The sequence below is a fragment of the Streptomyces sp. NPDC096136 genome, assembly GCF_044763325.1.
Taxonomy (GTDB): domain Bacteria; phylum Actinomycetota; class Actinomycetes; order Streptomycetales; family Streptomycetaceae; genus Streptomyces.
In genome coordinates, this window is record NZ_JBIWFZ010000017.1 from 1 (window position 1) to 18452 (window position 18452).

Annotated in this window: 5 protein-coding genes and 1 pseudogene; 4 read left to right on the forward strand and 2 right to left on the reverse strand. The window is 76.7% G+C overall.

The annotated features are described in order from the left end of the window. The 3 genes and pseudogenes from ACIRBY_RS28305 to ACIRBY_RS28315 form a co-directional block, all read left to right on the forward strand. Window positions 1-3957: SDR family NAD(P)-dependent oxidoreductase (locus tag ACIRBY_RS28305; protein ID WP_403905593.1), on the forward strand; the 3957-nt coding region annotated here is incomplete at its 5' end. Between the two features lie 146 nt (window positions 3958-4103). After that, window positions 4104-14162: pseudogene (locus tag ACIRBY_RS28310) on the forward strand (type I polyketide synthase); the annotation flags it as partial. Window positions 14163-14208: 46 nt separating this feature from the next. Then, entirely contained in the window at window positions 14209-14979 is a 771-nt protein-coding gene (locus ACIRBY_RS28315; protein ID WP_403905595.1) for a thioesterase II family protein, read from the forward strand. A gap of 13 nt (window positions 14980-14992) precedes the next feature. Here the strand turns inward: ACIRBY_RS28315 and ACIRBY_RS28320 are convergent, their stop codons facing one another. Together ACIRBY_RS28320 and ACIRBY_RS28325 are read right to left on the reverse strand one after the other, a co-directional pair. Then, the gene (locus tag ACIRBY_RS28320) at window positions 14993-16180 is read right to left on the reverse strand and encodes a Gfo/Idh/MocA family protein (RefSeq protein ID WP_403905598.1); all 1188 of its coding nucleotides are present in this window, start codon (window positions 16178-16180) and stop codon (window positions 14993-14995) included. A gap of 122 nt (window positions 16181-16302) precedes the next feature. After that, window positions 16303-17889 carry a purple acid phosphatase family protein gene (locus ACIRBY_RS28325; protein WP_403905601.1) on the reverse strand — a complete coding sequence of 529 codons (1587 nt, stop codon included), beginning with the start codon at window positions 17887-17889 and terminating at the stop codon, window positions 16303-16305. A gap of 172 nt (window positions 17890-18061) precedes the next feature. Here ACIRBY_RS28325 and ACIRBY_RS28330 point away from each other — a divergent pair, with 172 nt between their 5' ends. Further along, window positions 18062-18421: a DUF6221 family protein gene (locus ACIRBY_RS28330; protein WP_403905603.1), complete on the forward strand. Its 360-nt coding sequence runs from the start codon at window positions 18062-18064 to the stop codon at window positions 18419-18421. Window positions 18422-18452 lie beyond the last annotated feature (31 nt).

Genomic DNA, 18452 nt, shown 5'->3' on the forward strand with positions numbered 1-18452 from the left:
GGCACGCCGGTGGACTGGCCGGCGGTCCTGGCCGGTCAGGGTGCCCGCCGCGTCGACCTGCCGACCTACGCCTTCCAGCGCCGGCGCTACTGGCTCGAAACCCGGCCCGCCGCCGGGGACCTCGCCGGCGCCGGGCTGGGCTCCGCCGATCACCCCCTGCTGGGCGCCTCGGTCGAACTGGCCGACGGCGAGGGCCTCGTCCTCACCGGACGGCTCTCGCTCACGGCCCAGCCCTGGCTGGCCGAGCACCGGGTCATGGGAGCCGCCCTGCTCCCCGGAACGGCCCTGGTCGACCTGGCGGTCCGGGCCGCCGACGAGACCGGCTGCGACCGGGTCGAGGAGCTCACCCTCCAGGCCCCGCTGGTCCTGCCCGCCCAGGGCGCCGTACAGCTCCAGGTCACGGTGGCCGGCCCCGACGGGAACGGGCGCCGGAGCGTCAGCGTCCACTCCCGGCCGGACGGGAGGGGCCCCGACGAGCCCTGGTCGACCCACGCCGTCGGCGTGCTCGCCCCGCCGGCCGGCACCGCGGCCGCACAGGACCTGTCGCAGTGGCCGCCCGCCGACGCCCGGGCCGTCCCGCTGGAGGGCTACTACGAGCGGCTGACCGAGCTCGGCTTCGGCTACGGACCCCTGTTCCAGGGGCTCCGGGCCCTGTGGCGGCGCGGTGCGGAGGTGTTCGCGGAGGTCTCCCTCCCGCAGGACACCGCGGCCGACGGGTTCGGCGTCCACCCGGCGCTCCTGGACTCCGCCCTGCACGCCGTCGGCCTGGGCGGCCTGCTGCCCGACACCGGCCAGGGGCGGATCCCCTTCGCGTGGAGCGGTGTACGGCTGGAGGCGACCGGCGCGACCGCGCTGCGGGTCCGGCTCACCTCGCCCGCCCCGGACACGGTGTCCCTGTTCGCCGCCGACGGCACCGGGCGGGCGGTCGTCGCCGTCGACTCCCTCGGCCTGCGGACCGTGACGGCCGATCAGCTGCCCGCCGCCGGAGGCGTCGAGCACCAGGACGCGCTGTACCGTCTGGACTGGCCCGTAATGCCGCTGGACGCCGAAGGCGCTTCCCGGGAGACCGCGGCGCCCCTCGTCCGGGTCGAGGACCGGGCGGGCCTGCTCGCGCTGCTGGACGGCCTCGGCGGGGCCGACCGGCTCGCGGACACCGTCCTGGTCCCGGCACCCCGCGGCACCCGCGGCGCACCGGAAGCGGAGCAGGTCCACACGGTGACCCGGGAGGGCCTCGCGCTGCTGCGGACCTGGCTCGGCGACGACCGGACCGCGGGCTCGCGGCTGGTGCTGCTGACCCGGGGCGCCGTCGCCCCCGAGCCCGGGGCCGCCGTCACCGACCCGGCCCAGAGCGCCCTGTGGGGGCTGGTGCGCTCCGCGCAGTCGGAGAACCCGGGCCGCCTGGTGCTCGCCGACCTGGCCCCCGCGCCCGCAGGGGCGTCCGCACCCGCACTCCCCGACGCGGACGCGGAGGAGCGGCTGCTGGCCGCGGCGCTGGCCGGCGGCGAACCCCAGTTCGCCCTGCGCGGCACCACCGCCCGCGTCCCCCGGCTCGCCCGCCGGACCGCCGCCGACGCACTGCGCCCCGCCCCGGGTGCGACGGGCTGGCGGCTGACCACCGGCGCCGCGGGCACCCCCGGCGCGGCCGGCACCCTCGACGCCCTCGCGCTCACCGACAACCCCGCGGCCACCGCCCCGCTCGCCGAGGGACAGGTCCGCATCGCCGTACGCGCCGCCGGCGTCAACTTCCGCGACGCCCTGATCGCCCTCGGCATGTACCCGGGCGCGGCCACCCTCGGCAGCGAAGCCGCCGGCGTCGTCGTCGAGACCGGACCGGGCGCCGCCGGCCTGGCGGTGGGGGACCGGGTGTTCGGCATGATCCCCGAGTCCTTCGGGCCGCTCGCCGTCGCCGACCACCGGATGGTGGCGCGGATGCCGCGCGGCTGGACGTTCACCGAGGCCGCCTCCGTGCCCGTCGTCTTCCTGACGGCCTACTACGCGCTGGTCGACCTGGCCGGGCTGAAGGCCGGGCAGACGCTGCTGGTGCACTCGGCGGCGGGCGGCGTCGGCATGGCCGCCACCCAGCTCGCCCGCCACCTCGGCGCCGAGGTCCACGGCACCGCGGGGCCCGGGAAGTGGGCGGCCCTGGCGGCGGCCGGCGGCCTGGACGCCGGCCACCTCGCCTCCTCCCGCGACCTCGGCTTCGAGGAGCGGTTCCTGGAGGCGACGGCGGGCCGCGGCGTGGACGTCGTGCTCAACTCCCTCGCCGGCGAGTACGTCGACGCCTCGCTGCGGACCCTGGCCGACGGCGGACGCTTCCTGGAAATGGGCAAGACCGACGTCCGCGACCCCCGGCAGGTCGCCGCCGAGCACCGGGGCGCCGTCTACACCGCCTTCGACACCATCGAAGCCGGACCCGACCGGATCGGCGCCATGCTCCACGCGCTCGTCGCGCTGTTCGAAGCGGGCGCCCTGCGGCCCCTGCCCGTCACCTGCTGGGACGTCCGCCAGGCCCCCGCCGCCCTGCGCCACCTGAGCCAGGCCCGGCACATCGGCAAGCTCGTCCTCACCGTCCCGGCCGCACCCGACCCGCAGGGCACCGTCCTGGTCACCGGCGGCACGGGGGCGCTGGGCGGACTCGTCGCCCGCCACCTGGTCGCCGGACACGGCGCGCGCCACCTGCTGCTCACCAGCCGGCGCGGCGCCGCCGCCGACGGGGCCGGCACGCTGCGCGAGGAACTCCTCGCGGCGGGCGCGCGGACCGTCACCCTCGCGGCCTGCGACACCGGCGACCGGGAGGCGCTCGCCGCCCTCCTGGCCGCCGTCCCCGCCGACCGGCCGCTGACCGCCGTGGTCCACGCCGCCGGCGTCCTCGACGACGGCCTGGTCACCTCCCTCACCCCGGACCGGCTGGAGGCGGTCCTGCGCCCCAAGGTGGACGCCGCGCTCCACCTGCACGAACTGACCCGGGACGCGGACCTGTCGGCGTTCGTGCTGTTCTCCTCGGTCGCCGCGACCCTGGGCAGCGCGGGCCAGGGCAACTACGCCGCCGCCAACGCCTTCCTCGACGCGCTCGCCCAGCGCCGGGCCGCCGCCGGCCTGCCCGCCGCCTCCCTGGCCTGGGGTCCCTGGGCCGACAGCGGAATGGCCTCGGGCATGGACGCGTCCGGGCAGGAGCGGATGGCCCGCTCCGGTCTGGTCCCCTTCGGTGCGGCGGAGGGCCTCGCCCTCTTCGACGCGGCCCGCACCGGCGAGCAGGCCGTCGCCGTACCCGTGCGCTTCGCCACCGCGGCCCCGGCCGCCGCGGACCCCGACGCGGGGCGGTCCGTACCGGCGGTGCTGCGCGGCCTGCTGCGGCCGGCCGCCCGGCGCACGGTGCGGGAGTCCGCGCCCGGCGGCGGCCCGGAGGCCCTGCGCGAGCGGCTGGCCCGGCTGTCCGGGCCCGAACGGGACGCCGCCGTACTGGACCTGGTGCGCACCCAGGTGGCGGCGGTCCTCGGTCTCGGCGGTCCGCGCGAGGTGGACCGCGACCGGGAGTTCAAGCTGCTGGGCTTCGACTCCCTCACCTCGGTGGAGCTGCGCAACCGGCTGAACTCCGCCACCGGGCTGCGGCTCCCGGCCACCCTCGTCTTCGACTGCCCGACGCCCGTGGCGCTCGCCGCCCGCATCGGCACCGACCTCGCCCCCGCGCCGGCTCCGGCCCCGTCGGCCATGGCGGTCTTCGGGGAGCTCGACCGGCTGGAGCGGGTCCTCGCCGCCGTGGGGGCCGACGACGACCTCGTCCGCTCCCGGATCAGGACCCGCCTGCACGGTGTGCTCGCGGCCTTCTCGGAAGGCCCCGCGCCCACCGCCGCCCGGCCCGGCGGACCCACCCCCGACGAGACGTCCGACGAGCGGCTCCGCAGCGCCACCGTCGACGACATCTTCGCGCTCGTCGACCAGGAGCTCGACGGCTCCTGAGCACCCGGAAGAGCCCGGACCAGCAGGTGCACACCACCGCGGCCGCACCACCGCACCCTTTCCTGACACTTCTTGACGGGTGAAGAAACATGCAGAACGAGCAGAACGAGAACGAACAGAAGCTGCTGGACTACCTCAAGCGCGTGACGGCGGACCTCAAGCAGACCCGGCGCCGCCTGCACGAGGTGGAGGCGAAGGACCAGGAGCCGATCGCCATCGTCGCGACGAGCTGCCGCTACCCCGGCGGCGTCGACAGCCCCGAGGCCCTGTGGCGGCTGGTCGACAGCGGATCCGACGCGGTCACCGGCTTCCCCGACAACCGCGGCTGGGACCTGGAGGGGCTCTACGACCCCGACCCGGGCGTCCCCGGGAAGTGCTACACCCGCGAGGGCGGCTTCCTCCACGACGCGGGCCGCTTCGACCCGGGCCTGTTCGGCATGTCCCCCCGCGAGGCCCTGGCCACCGACCCGCAGCAGCGGCTGCTCCTCGAAGTGGCCTGGGAGGCCTTCGAACGGGCCGGGATCGCCCCCACCTCCGTCAAGGGCAGCCGCACCGGCGTCTTCGTCGGCCTCGCCTACCAGGGGTACGCGGGCAGCGGCGACACCCGCGAGGAACTGGAGGGCTTCCTGCTGACGGGCACCGCCCCCAGCGTCGCCTCCGGCCGCCTCTCCTACACCTTCGGGCTCGAAGGCCCCTCGCTGACCGTCGACACCGCCTGCTCCTCCTCCCTCGTCGCCCTCCACCTGGCCGTCCAGGCCCTGCGCCGCGGCGAATGCACCATGGCCCTGGCCGGCGGCGCCGCGATCATGGCGGCCACCGGCATGTTCACCGAGTTCAGCCGCCAGCAGGGCCTGGCCGTCGACGGCCGCTGCAAGTCCTTCGCGGCCGGGGCCGACGGCACCGGCTGGGGCGAGGGCGTCGGCATGCTGCTCGTCGAGAAGCTCTCGGACGCCCTGCGCAACGGCCACCCCGTCCTCGCGGTCGTCCGGGGCTCGGCGGTGAACCAGGACGGCGCCTCCAACGGCCTCACCGCCCCCAACGGCCCCGCCCAGCAGCGGGTGATCGAGCAGGCCCTGGCCAGTGCCGGGCTCTCCGCGTCCGACGTGGACGTGGTCGAGGCCCACGGCACCGGCACCACCCTCGGCGACCCGATCGAGGCGCAGGCGCTGCTGGCGACGTACGGGCAGGGGCGCTCGGAGGACCGGCCGCTGTGGCTGGGCTCGCTGAAGTCCAACATCGGCCACACCCAGGCCGCGGCCGGGGTTGGCGGGATCATCAAGATGGTCGAGGCCCTGCGCCACGGCGTCCTGCCCCGGACCCTGCACGCCGAGGAGCCCTCCCCGCACGTCGACTGGACCTCCGGCACGGTCCGCCTCCTCACCGAGCCCGTCCGATGGGCGGAGGACGGCCGGCTGCGCAGGGCCGCCGTCTCCTCCTTCGGGGTGAGCGGCACCAACGCCCACACCATCATCGAGCAGGCCCCGCCGGCCCCGGAGGTCCCGACCGAGCCCGTCGCGGCCGGCGCCCCCGGCCCGCTGCCGGTGGCCTGGACCCTCTCGGGCCGCGACACCACGGCCCTGCGCGAGCAGGCCGAACGCCTCCTGCGGCACGTCCTGGGCCTCGGCGACGTCAGCCCCGTCGACGTGGCGCACTCCCTGGCCGCCTCCCGGGCCGTCCTGGAGCACCGGGCCGCCGTGGTCGGCACCGAGCTGCCCGAACTCGTCGCCGGGGTCACCGCCCTCGCCGCGGCCGAGCCCGCCGCCCAGCTGGTCGAGGGCGCCGGCGGGCGCGAGAGCGCGACCGCCTTCCTGTTCTCGGGCCAGGGCAGCCAGCGCCTGGGCATGGGGCGTGAACTGTACGCGGCCCAGCCGGTGTTCACCGAGGCCTTCGACGCGGTGTGCGCCGCCCTCGACCCGCACCTCGAACGCCCCCTGCGCGAGGTGGTGTTCGGGCAGGACGCCGACCTGCTGGAGCGCACCGAGTACGCCCAGCCGGCGCTGTTCGCCGTCGAGGTGGCCCTGTTCCGGCTGCTGGAGTCCTGGGGGGTGCGCCCCGACTTCCTGGCCGGGCACTCCGTCGGCGAGTACGCGGTCGCCCACGCGGCCGGGGTGCTCACGCTCCAGGACGCGGCGAAGCTCGTGGCCCTGCGGGGCCGGCTGATGCAGGCGCTTCCGGCCGGCGGGGTGATGGTCGCCGTCCAGGCCTCCGAGGCGCAGGCGCGGGAGCTGCTCGCGGGCCTGGAGGACCGGGCCGGCGTCGCCGCCGTCAACGGGCCCGGGTCCGTCGTCGTCTCGGGCGCCGCCGACGCCGTGTCCGCGGTGGTGGACCGGCTCTCCGCCCAGGGCCGCAAGACCAAGGGCCTCGCCGTCTCCCACGCCTTCCACTCGCCCCTGATGGACCCGATGCTGGCCGGATTCCGGGCCGCCGTCGAATCCGTCGCCTTCGCACCCCCGACGCTGCCCGTCGTCTCCACCCTCACCGGCGGCCCGGTCACCGCCGAGGAGTTCTGCTCGGCGGACTACTGGGTCCGCCACGTCCGCGAGGCGGTCCGCTTCGGCGACGCCGTGGACCACCTCGCCGCCGAAGGCGCCGGCACCTTCCTGGAGGTGGGCCCCGGCGGAGTGCTGACCGCCCTCGCCCAGCACCTCCTCGACGACACCCGCGTCCTCGTCCCCCTGCTGCGCGGCGACCGCCCCGAGCACCTGGCCGTCACCACGGCGCTCGCACGGCTCCACGTCCACGGCACCCCCGTCGACTGGGCCGCCGTCCACGCCGGCCGCGGCGCCCGCCGCATCGACCTGCCCACGTACGCCTTCCAACGCCAGGACTACTGGCTCGAACCCGCCGCCCCCGCCGGCCGCCGGCCCGCGATCGAGGACTGGCAGTACGAGACCACCTGGAAGCCGCTGCCCGTCCCCGCCGCCGGCCCCGTCGACGGGCACTGGCTGCTGCTGGAGCCCGCCGACGGCGCCGACCCCGCCGCCGCGCAGCTCGCCGGCGCGCTGCGGGAGGCGCTCACCGCCCGCGGGGCCCGCACCACCACCCTCACCGCGGACCCCGCCGAGGACCGCGACGCCCTCGCGGCCCGGCTGCGGGAGGCCGCGGCCGGCGCCGCACCCCGTACCGTCGTCTCCCTGCTGGCCCTGGACGAGCGCCCCGCCGCCGGCCTGGCCGCCCTCGGCACCGGCGACGCCACCACCCTCACCCTGGTCCAGGCCCTCGGCGACGCCGGCGTCGAGGCCCCCCTGTGGTGCGCCACCCGCGGCGCCGTCACCACCTCGCCCCAGGACCCGCCGACGGCCCCGGCCCAGGCCCGGATCTGGGGTCTCGGCCGGGTCGCCGCACTGGAGCACGCGGCCCGCTGGGGCGGCCTCGTCGACCTGCCGGCGCACTGCGACGCCACCGCCCTGGACCGGCTGCTCGGCCTGCTCACCGCCGCCGGCCCCGAGGACCAGCTCGCCGTACGCCCGGACGGGGTGTACGCACGCCGCCTCACCCGCACCCCCGGCACCGAGGCGCGCAGCGCCGCCCAGTGGCGGCCCCGCGGCACGGTCCTGATCACCGGCGGGACCGGCGCCCTCGGCGGGCACGTCGCCCGGCTCCTGGCCGCCCGCGGCGCCGCCCACCTCGTCCTGGCCGGCCGCCGCGGCCCCGCCGCCGAGGGCGCCGCGGAACTGACCGCCGAACTGGAGGCGCTGGGAGCCCGGGTGACCGTCGCCGCCTGCGACGTCGCCGACCGGGACGCCGTCGCCCGGCTCCTGGGCGACCTGACCGGCCCGGACGCCGAACAGCCCCTCACCGCCGTCGTGCACACCGCCGGCGTCGACACCCCCGGACTGCTGGCCGACACCGACCCGGCCGCCTTCGACGCCGTCCTGGCCGCGAAGGCCGCGGGCGCCGTCCACCTCGACGCGCTCCTGCGGGAGCTGCCCGCCCGCCACCCGCTCGACGCGTTCGTGCTGTTCTCCTCCATCGCCGGGGTGTGGGGCGCGGGCGGCCAGGCCGCCTACAGCGCCGCCAACGCCCACCTCGACGCGCTCGCCGCCGCCCGCCGCTGCGCCGGCCTGCCCGCCACCGCCCTGGCCTGGGGCCCGTGGGCCGACTCCGGCATGGCCGCCACCCCCGAGATCGCCGAGAGCCTGCGCAAGCGCGGCCTGGAACCCCTGCCCGCCGAGGCGGCGCTCACCGTCCTCGACCGGGCGGTCGGCCGCGGCGCGACCGCCGTGACCGTCGCCGACGTCGACTGGGCCCGCTTCGCGCCCACCTTCACCATCGGCCGCCCCAGCCCCCTCCTCGTCGGCCTGCCCGAGGTCCGCGACGCCGGGAAGGGCCCCGCCACGGGCTCCGGCGGGGCCGACGACACCGCCCTGGCCCTGCGCCGCACCCTCGCCCAGGCCGACCCCGCCGACCGGGACCGCACCCTCGTGGAACTCGTCCGCGCCGAGGCCGCCGCCGTACTCGGCCATCCGGGCCCCGAGGCCGTCGAACCCGGACGCGCCTTCCGGGACCTGGGCTTCGACTCCCTGACCGCCGTGGAGCTGCGGGGCAGGCTGGTCCGCGCCACCGGACTGGACCTGCCCACCACCCTCGTCTTCGACTACCCCTGCGCCCTCGACCTCGCCGGCCGGCTCCTCGTCGAACTCCTCGGCACCCAGGAGCCGTCCGAGGACTCCGCCACCCGGACCCCCGCCGACGGGGAACCCGTCGCGATCGTCGCGATGAGCTGCCGCTACCCCGGCGGCGTCCGCTCGCCCGAGGAGCTGTGGCGGCTGGTCGAAGAGGGCACCGACGCCATGTCGGTCTTCCCCGACAACCGGGGCTGGGACCTCGACGCGCTCTACCACCCGGACCCCGACCACCCCGGCACCACCTACGCCCGCGCCGGCGGCTTCCTCTACGACCTGGCCGACTTCGACGCCGCGTTCTTCGGCATCTCGCCCCGCGAGGCCACCGCCATGGACCCGCAGCAGCGGCTGCTCCTGGAAACCTCCTGGGAGGCCTTCGAACGGGCCGGCGTGGACCCGGCGACCGCACGCGGCAGCCGCACCGGCGTGTTCGTCGGCTCCGGCTACCAGGACTACCTGCGGCGCGGCCTGGCCGTCCCCGAAGGCGTCGAGGGCTACCTCGGCACCGGCAACGCCGCCAGCGTGGCCTCCGGACGCATCGCCTACACCCTCGGGCTCGAAGGCCCCGCCGTGACCGTGGACACGGCCTGCTCCTCCTCCCTCGTCGCCCTGCACATGGCGGCCCAGGCCCTGCGCCAGGGCGAATGCGACCTGGCCCTCGCCGGCGGCGTCACCGTCATGTCCAGCTCCGGCGCCTTCGTCGAGTTCAGCCGCCAGCGGGCCCTGTCCGCCGACGGCCGCTGCAAGGCCTACTCGGCCGACGCCGACGGCACCGGCTGGGGCGAGGGCGTCGGCATGCTGCTCGTGGAACGGCTCTCCGACGCCCGCCGCAACGGCCACCCCGTCCTCGCCGTCATCCGCGGCTCCGCCGTCAACCAGGACGGCGCCTCCAACGGCCTCACCGCGCCCAGCGGCCGGGCCCAGCAGCTCGTCATCCGCCAGGCCCTCGCCAACGCCGGCCTGTCCACCGCCGACGTCGACGCCGTCGAGGGACACGGCACCGGCACCCGCCTCGGCGACCCCATCGAAGCCTCCGCCCTGCTCGCCACCTACGGGCAGGAGCGCGACGCCGACCGGCCCCTGTGGCTGGGCTCCCTGAAGTCGAACATCGGCCACACCCAGGCCGCCGCCGGAGCCGGCGGCATCATCAAGATGGTGCAGGCGCTGCGGCACGGCCTGCTCCCCAGGACCCTGCACGCCGACGAGCCCACCCCGCACGTCGACTGGACCGCGGGCGCCGTCCGGCTGCTCACCGCACCCGTCGCCTGGGAGCCCGACGCCGACGGCCGGCCCCGCCGCGCCGGCGTGTCCTCCTTCGGCATGAGCGGCACCAACGCCCACGTCATCATCGAGGAGGCGCCCCGCCCCGACCCCGCCCCCGCGGCGGAGACCGGCCCGGCCGCCGACCCCGGGCCCCGGCCCCTGCGCTCGGCCGCCACCGCGCTGCCGCTCGCCGCCCGCACCGTCGCCGCCCTGGAGGAACAGGCGGCCCGCGTCGCCGCCCTCCTGCGCGAGGACCCCGCCGCCGACCCGCGCCGGACCGGCCACGCGCTCGCCACCACCCGCACCCCCTTCGCCGAACGCGCCGTGGCCGTCGGCGAGGACCGCGAGGAGCTGCTCGCAGCCCTCGACGCGCTCGCCTCCGGCGCCTCCCACGCCGGGGCCGTCCGCGGCACCGCCGCCGCCCCCGCCCAGCCCGTGTTCGTCTTCCCCGGCCAGGGCTCCCAGTGGCCCGGCATGGCCGTCGGCCTCCTCGACACCTCCGAGGTCTTCCGCGACCGGATCGCCGCCTGCGGCCGGGCCCTGGCCCCGCACGTGGACTGGGACCTCGAAGACGTCCTGCGCGGCGCGGACGGCGCCCCGGCGCTGGAGACCCCCGACGTCGTCCAGCCCGTGCTCTGGGCCGTGATGGTCTCCCTCGCCGAACTCTGGCGCTCCTGCGGGGTCCGCCCCGCCGCCGTCGTCGGCCACTCGCAGGGCGAGATCGCCGCCGCCGTCGTCGCCGGATCCCTCACCCTGGACGACGGCGCCCGCCTCGTCGCCCGCCGCAGCGCCCTCCTGCTGCGCCTGTCCGGACAGGGCGGCATGGTCTCCCTCCCGCTGTCGGAGACCGAGGCCGGCGCCCGCATCGCCCCCTGGGACGGCCGCCTCGCCGTGGCCGCCGTCAACGGCCCCCGCACCGTGGTCGTCGCCGGGGAACGCGAGGCCCTGGCCGAACTCCTCGAAGCCTGCGCCGCCGACGGCGTACGCGCCAAGCGGGTCCGCGTCGACCTCGCCTCGCACTGCCCCCAGGTCGAATCCCTGCGCGAGGACCTCGCCGCGGAACTCGCCGCCCTGGCACCCGCCGCGCCCGCGGTCCCGTTCTACTCGACGGTCACGGGCGAACCCCTCGACACCCCGCCGGACGCCGCCTACTGGTACGGCAACCTGCGCCGCACCGTCCGCTTCGAGCGGACCGCACGCAGGCTGCTGGCCGACGGGCACCGGGTGTTCATCGAGATCAGCCCGCACCCCGTGCTGGTCTACGGGCTCCAGGACACCATCGACGACACCCCGGCCGAGACCCCGGCCGCCGTCCTGACGACCCTGACCCGCGCCGAAGGCGGCGCCCGCCGCTTCCTCACCTCCCTCGGCGACGCCCACGCGCACGGGGTCCCCGTCGACTGGACGGCCGTGCTGGGCGACGGCGTACCCGGAGACGGCCCGGCCGTGGCCCTGCCCACCTACCCCTTCCAGCGGCAGCGGTACTGGCTCGACGCACCCGACGCGGCCGACGCCCCGGCCCCCGCCGCCGGATCCGCCGCCGACGCCGGGTTCTGGGCGGCCGTGGAAGGCGGGGACCTCACCACCCTCGCCCGGGAACTGGGCATCGACGAGGACGCCAGCCTGCGCACCGCGCTCCCGGCGCTGAACGCCTGGCACCGGGGCCGCAGCGACGAGGCCGCCACGCAGGCCTGGCGCTACCGCATCGCCTGGAAGCCCGTCGCGGACCCGGCACCCGCCGCCCCGGCCGGGGTCTGGCTCGCCGTCGTCCCCCGCGACCTGCCCGCGGACCCCGCCGTGGACCTGGCCCTGGACTCCCTCGCCGCGCACGGCGCCCGGATCGTCCGCCTGGACGTGGCGGGCGACGCCGACCGGCAGGGCCTCGCCGACGCCCTGCGCGCGGCCGGCCGGGAGGCGACCGGCGTCCTGTCCCTGCTGGCCCTCGACGAACGGGCCCACCCGCGGCACCCGGCCGTCCCGCTCGGCCTGGCCACCACCCTGCTCCTCGTCCAGGCGCTGGGCGACGCGGGCCTGGACGCCCCCCTGTGGTGCCTGACCCGGGGCGCGGTCTCCACCGGCCCCGCCGACCCGGTCCGCTCCGTCCGCCAGGCACCCGTCGCCGCCCTGGGCCGGGTCGCCGCCCTGGAACACCCCGGCCGGTGGGGAGGCCACATCGACCTGCCCGACGGCGTACGGGCCACCGACGGCCGCACCGGCCGCAGGCTGGTCGCCGCCCTCACCGCCGGCGGCGAGGACCAGCTCGCCCTGCGGACCGACGGCCTCCTCGCCCGCCGGATGCTCCGCGCCGACGGAGCCGCCGCCGCCGACGCCCCCGCCTGGCGGCCGCGCGGCACGGTCCTGGTCACCGGCGGCACCGGCCACATCGGCGGCCACGTAGCCCGCTGGCTCGCCGGCGCCGGCGCCGCCCACCTGGTCCTGGCCGGCCGCCGCGGCCCCGACGCCGAGGGCGCCGCGGAACTCGCCGCGGAACTGGAGGCCCTGGGCGTCGGCGTGACGCTGGCCGCCTGCGACACGGCCGACCGCGAGGACGTGGCCCGCCTCCTGGACTCCCTCGACGCGCTGCCCCCGCTGAGCGCCGTGGTCCACGCCGCGGGCACCGGCACCCCCGCCATGCTCGCCGACACCACCGTCGCCGAACTCGACTTGCTCCTGGGGGCGAAGGCCGCCGGCGCCGCCCACCTCGACGAACTCCTCGCCGACCGGGAACTCGACGCCTTCGTGCTGTTCTCCTCCGGGGCAGCGGCCTGGGGCAGCGGCGCCCAGGCCGGGTACGCGGCGGCCAACGCCTTCGTGGACGCCCTCGCCGAGGACCGCCGGGCCCGCGGCCTGACCGCCACCTCCGTGGCCTGGGGCGCCTGGGGCGGCGGAGGCATGGTCGACCGGGCGGCCGAGGAGCGGCTGCGGCTGCGCGGACTCGACCCCATGGACCCCGGCCTCGGCGTGCTGGCCCTGCGCCGCGCCGTCGAACGGGACGACACCACCGTGGTCGTCGCCGCCGTGGACTGGAAACGGTTCGTCCCCGGCTTCACCGCCGCCCGGCCCAGCCCCCTGATCGCCGACCTCCCGGAGGTGCGCCGGCTCCTGGCCGCCGAGGACGGCGCCGGGGACGCCCCGGCCGACGGCGAACCGCCCCTGCTGCGCCGCCTCGCCGCACTCGCGGGGGCCGATCCGGCCCCGACCGTGCTGGAGTTCGTACGCTCCGAGGCGGCCGCCGTACTCGGCCACCCGTCCCCCGACGCGGTGGGGGAGCGGCAGGTCTTCCTGGAACTCGGCTTCGACTCGCTGACCGCCGTCCGCCTCGCCAAGCGGCTCGGCCGGGCCACCGGCATGAAGCTGCCCGCCACCCTGGTCTTCGACCACGCCAGCCCCACCGCCCTGACCGCCCGCCTCCTCGAACTGCTGGCCCAGGGCTCCGGCGGACCCGCCGCTCCGGCCGGGTCGGGCGGCGCCGCCGAGGCCCCCGGGGAGGACGTCCTGGTCGGCCTCTACCGCCGGGCGGGCGAACTGGGCCGCCTCGCCGAGGGCATCGAGCTGGTCACCGCCGCCGCCCGGCTGCGGCCCGTGTTCGACGCCGCCGAAGCCGACGCCCACCGGCCCGTCCCGGTCCGCCTCGCCCACGGCGACGAGGGCCCCCGCCTGGTCTGCTTCGGCCCCTACATGGCACCCTCCGGCGTCCACCAGTACGCCCGCTTCGCCGCGGCGTTCGGCGGCCGGCGCACCATCTGGGGGCTGCCCGAGCCGGGCTTCGCCCCGGGCGAGTCACTGCCCCGGGACGTCGAGGCCCTCGTCGAGGTCCACGTCGGGGCCGTCACCGCCTGCGCGGGACAGGAGCCGGTCGTCCTCGTCGGATACTCCTCCGGCGGCTGGGTGGCCCACGCCGTCGCCTGCCGGCTGGAACAGCTGGGCCGGCCCGTCGAAGGCATCGTGATGCTCGACAGCTTCACCCGCGCCCAGGGCATGGGCGAGCGGTTCCAGGCCGCGGTGGTACGGGAGCAGTCCGACCGCTTCGAGTTCATCTCCGCACCCGGCACCCAGCTCACCGCCATGGGCGGCTACCTCGCCCTCTTCCAGGACTGGGACGCCCCCGAGGCCGCGGCCCCCACCCTCGTCGTCCGCGCCGACGACCGGATGGCGCGGGACGCCGACCCGGCCGCCGACCGCACCGACGACCGGCCGCCGGCCCCCGAGCACGCCCAGACCGTCGCCGAAGTGCCCGGGAACCACTACACGCTGATGGAACGCCACGCCGAGTCCACGGCCACCGCCGTCGACGAGTGGATCCTCAAGCTGCCCTGATCGGCAGCCGCCCCTCCCCTTCCATTGAAAGGACACGGTCCGCTCCGTGAACACCCCGACCACCACCACCGACAGCAGCCTGTGGATCCGCCGCTTCGAACCGAGGCCCGACAGCTCCGTCCGGCTGGTCTGCCTGCCCCACGCGGGCGGCTCCGCCAGCTTCTACCTGCCCGTGGCCCGCGCCATGCCGGACTTCGCCGACGTCCTGTGCGTCCAGTACCCCGGACGGCAGGACCGGCGCGCCGAGCCCCTCGTCGACAGCATCCCAGAACTCGCCGACCAGGTCTTCACCGCCTTGCTGCCCTGGGCGGACCGGCCGCTGGCCTTCTTCGGGCACAGCATGGGCGCCTCCGTCGCCTTCGAGGTCGCCCGCCGCTTCGAGCGGGAGAAGGGCATCGTGGCGGCCGCCCTGTTCGCCTCCGGCCGCCGCGCCCCCTCCGCCTACCGCCACGAGACCGTGCACCTGCGCGACGACGACGGCCTGATCGAGGAGATGAAGAGCCTCAGCGGCACCGACAGCCGGCTCCTCGGAGACGAGGAGGTGCTGCGGATGGTCCTCCCGGCCATCCGCGCCGACTACCGGGCCGCGGAGACCTACGCCCCCGAGCCGGGGGAGCGGCTGCGCTGCCCCCTGCTGGCCATGGTCGGCACCGGGGACCCCAAGGTGACCGTGGCCGAGGCCGCGGCCTGGGCCGAGCACACCGACGGCCCCTTCGACCTGAAGGTGTTCTCCCCGGGCCACTTCTACCTGGTCCGCGACCACGCCGAGGTCATCGGGGCCATGGCCGACGCGCTGCGCACCTCCCTGGGCGGCTGACGGAGCGCCACACCTACGTCCTGACCTGCCCGTCCTCGAAGTAGGCGGCCAGCACCGGATCGAGCGGCGGGACCCTGCGCGGGGTCCCGCCGTCCCGCAGGGACTGCGTGGCCCCGTACCCCGCGGCCACCGCCATCCGCGCGGCGACCGGAGAGGTGTCCGTGGGCCCGCCCTCCCGGACGAACCGCAGGAACTCGTCGACCAGCAGCGGATCCGCCCCGCCGTGCCCGCCCCCCGAGGCGGCCTCCGGCACGGGATGGCGCTCGTCCGGTTCGGCCCGGTAGGACGAACGCCGGGTGTTCCAGACCCTGACCTCGCCGCCCGGGCCGTCCCCGAAGTTCTCCAGCCGCCCCGCGTCCCCGATGACGGTGTAGTTGCGCCAGTAGTCGGGGGTGAAGTGGCACTGCTGGTAGGCGGCGAGGACCCCGTTGCCCAGGCGCAGGTTCATCAGCGACACGTCCTCGACGTCGATCACCGGGTTCAGGTCCCGCTGGCTGCCCGGCGGCCAGTGCCCCGCGTCGGCGTACCAGTCGGCGGCCTTGGGCTCGCCCGGCGCCCGGCGGTGCGGGTTGGCGCCGTAGACCATCAGATCGCCCAGGGCCTGCACGTCCTCGGTGTAGGAGCCCGCCAGCCAGTGCAGGACGTCCAGGTCGTGGGCGGCCTTCTGGAGCAGCAGACCGTGGGTGAAACGGCGCTCCGCGTGCCAGTCCTTGAAGTACCAGTCGCCGCCGTAGCCCACGAAATGCCGGATCCACACCGTCTTCACGGTCCCGACCGCGCCCCGCGCGATCAGCTCCCGCATCAGCCGGACCACCGGCATGTGGCGCATGTTGTGCCCGACGTACAGGCGCGTGCCCGTCTCGTACGCCGTGCGCAGGACCTCGTCGCAGCGCTCCACGTCGATGTCGAGCGGCTTCTCGACGAAGACGGGCCGGCCGGCCCGCAGCGCCCGCCGCGCCAGCCCGGCATGCGTGTGGTCGGGGGTGAGGACCAGGACGGCGTCGATCCCGGGACCCTCGATCACCTCTCCCGGGTCGGCGTACGTCCGCGCGCCCGGGAACGCCCCGGCCGCCGCCGCGCGGGCCCGCGGGTCGGGATCGGCGACCGCGGCCACCACGGAGCCCCGGCCCGGCCGGTGGGCCGTCCGGGCCAGGGCTCCGCGCAGTCCGTAGCCGAGGACTCCGATGCTGAGGTCCGGCACGGCCGCCCCCTCCCTGCTGCTCCCCGACGGTCACGGGTTCCGGCAGCAGGTCTACCACTTCGCGCGGTGGGAACGACAGACCGCACGGGCCCCGCCGGGCGGTGCCGGGGCCCGTGCCCCGCTCAGCGGCCGGCGCCGCTCCGCTGGATCTCGAAGTGGTCGATCCGCTCGCCGGTCTCGGCCAGCGCGCTCACCTTCATCTTCGGGAAGCGCCCCGTCTCCACCTCCACCGCGAGGAAGGAGTAGTTCGTGTACCGCACCCGCGACCACTCCACCGTCTCCGGCGCCTTCGACGCGCCCTTGACCCACCGGAAGGTGTCCACGCTGTCGCGGTCGGCGACGTGCCCCTCGTACGAGTCGGGGACCGGGAAGGCGTACAGCGAGCGACCCGCCGCGCCGGCCGTCACGTACACGATGCCGTCCCGGGTGGGGTCCGTGCGCTCCCCGATCGGCACCTTGCGCCCGACCTTGTTGCCCTTGACGGCGTCGGTCCGCTCGTACACGTGGTTGTGGCCGTTGACGACCAGGTCCACCTGGTGCTTCTCGAACAGCGGCACCCACACGTCCCGCACCCCGCCCTCGGAGGCGTGCGCGCTCGTCGTGGAGAAGGCGCAGTGGTGGAAGAACACCACGATGAAGTCCACGTCGCGGTGGTGCCGCAGCTCGCCCAGCCGGCGGTCCAGCCAGGCGGTCTGCCGACCGCCGCTGATGCCGAAGTTGACGGGGATCTCGTAGGAGACGTCGTTCGCGTCGAGCGCCACCACGCCCACGTTGCCGTGCACGAAGGAGTACGCGCCCGGTTGGTTCACCGGGTCCGGGCCGTTGTCCGGCAGCGACCAGCGGGCCTTCTGGCCGCCGTAGCCCTGCGGCGAGTACCAGGCCTCCATGTCGTGGTTGCCGGTGGTCACCATCCACGGCACGGTCTTGGCGACCGTCTCCGTCTGCGCGAGGAACTGGTCCCAGGCGCGGGCGTCGTAGGTGTCCCCGGTGCCGCCCGCACCGGAGGAGTCGGCGTAGCAGATGTCGCCGGCGTGCAGGTGGAAGGCGGGGTTCTGGGCGAGCAGCACCGCGTCGTTGCCCAGCGCGTGGTAGCTGACGCCCTGGTCGCCGAAGGCGGTGAAGGTGAAGCCCTCGGGGCGCGCGGGAGCCGTGGTGAAGGTGCCCAGCGTGCCCAGGTTGCGGTGGTCGGCCGGGTCGAAACCGTCGTGCCCCACCCCGTAGTAGTAGGTCTGGCCCGGCCGCAGCCGGTCCAGGGCCGCGTGCAGGTAGAACTGCTCCGCCGCGGCGATCTTGCCGCCGTTCAGGACCGGGGTGCTCAGGTGCCGCACCTCCGCGTCGATCCTCACCCCGAGCGCCCAGGGGCTGGTGCCCACCCGCAGGTACGGCTTCTTCACCGCGAACGGCACCTGCCAGGAGACCCGCATCTGCGTCTTCGGGTCGGCCCCGTACTGCAGGTGCCGGCCGAACGGCGCGGCCAGCGAGCCGTCGACCCCGCGCCGCGCGGAGGAGGAGAGCAGGGCGGGGGCGGCGTACGCGGGCGAGGCCGCCCCCGCGCCCAGGCCCAGCCCCGCCGCGGCCGCCGTCACCGCACCGGCGCGCAGCGCACCGCGCCGGGTGAACTTCGCGCGCAGGTACTCGTGCTGCTCGGCCATGCTCATCCGGTCGGCGAGCTTCCGAGGGATACCGAAATCGGGTACGTCGAGGTCCATGGGGGCGAACTTCCTCTCCGGAGGCGACGGGCGGCCCACCAGCAGGTGAACGGCGGTGGTACGAACCCCCATGAGAGTCCACGGAATTGCCCCCGCGCCGCCGCCGCCCCGCCGCCCGCACCCGGCATTCGGTCCGTCCGCCCGGCCCCGGCGTTCCGGTGATACTGGCGCGATGGACGACCTCGTGCGGTTCCTGCGCGGCTGCCTCGACGACGACGAGGCCGCCGCCCGCGCCGCCCCCGACGGCACCTGGGGCGCGCCGCGCCTGCTGGCCCAGGTCCACGCGGCGCGGATGCTGCTCGACGCGTCGAACGCCTCCTGCCCGCCCGGGTGCGCGGTGGAGCACTGCTTCTCCCGGGGCTGCTCCCTCGGCCGGACGGGCCCGGTCCACGAGGCCGGCGGCGAGCGCTGGCTGTGCGACGACACCGGCCGCCGGTTCCCCGTACCGCCGGTGACCTCGGAGTGGGCCCTGCGCGTGCTGGCCCTGCCCTACGCGGGCCGGCCCGGCTACCGGCAGGCGTGGTGGCCCTGAACCGCCCCGCCCGCGGGCTGCGAGAATCGGC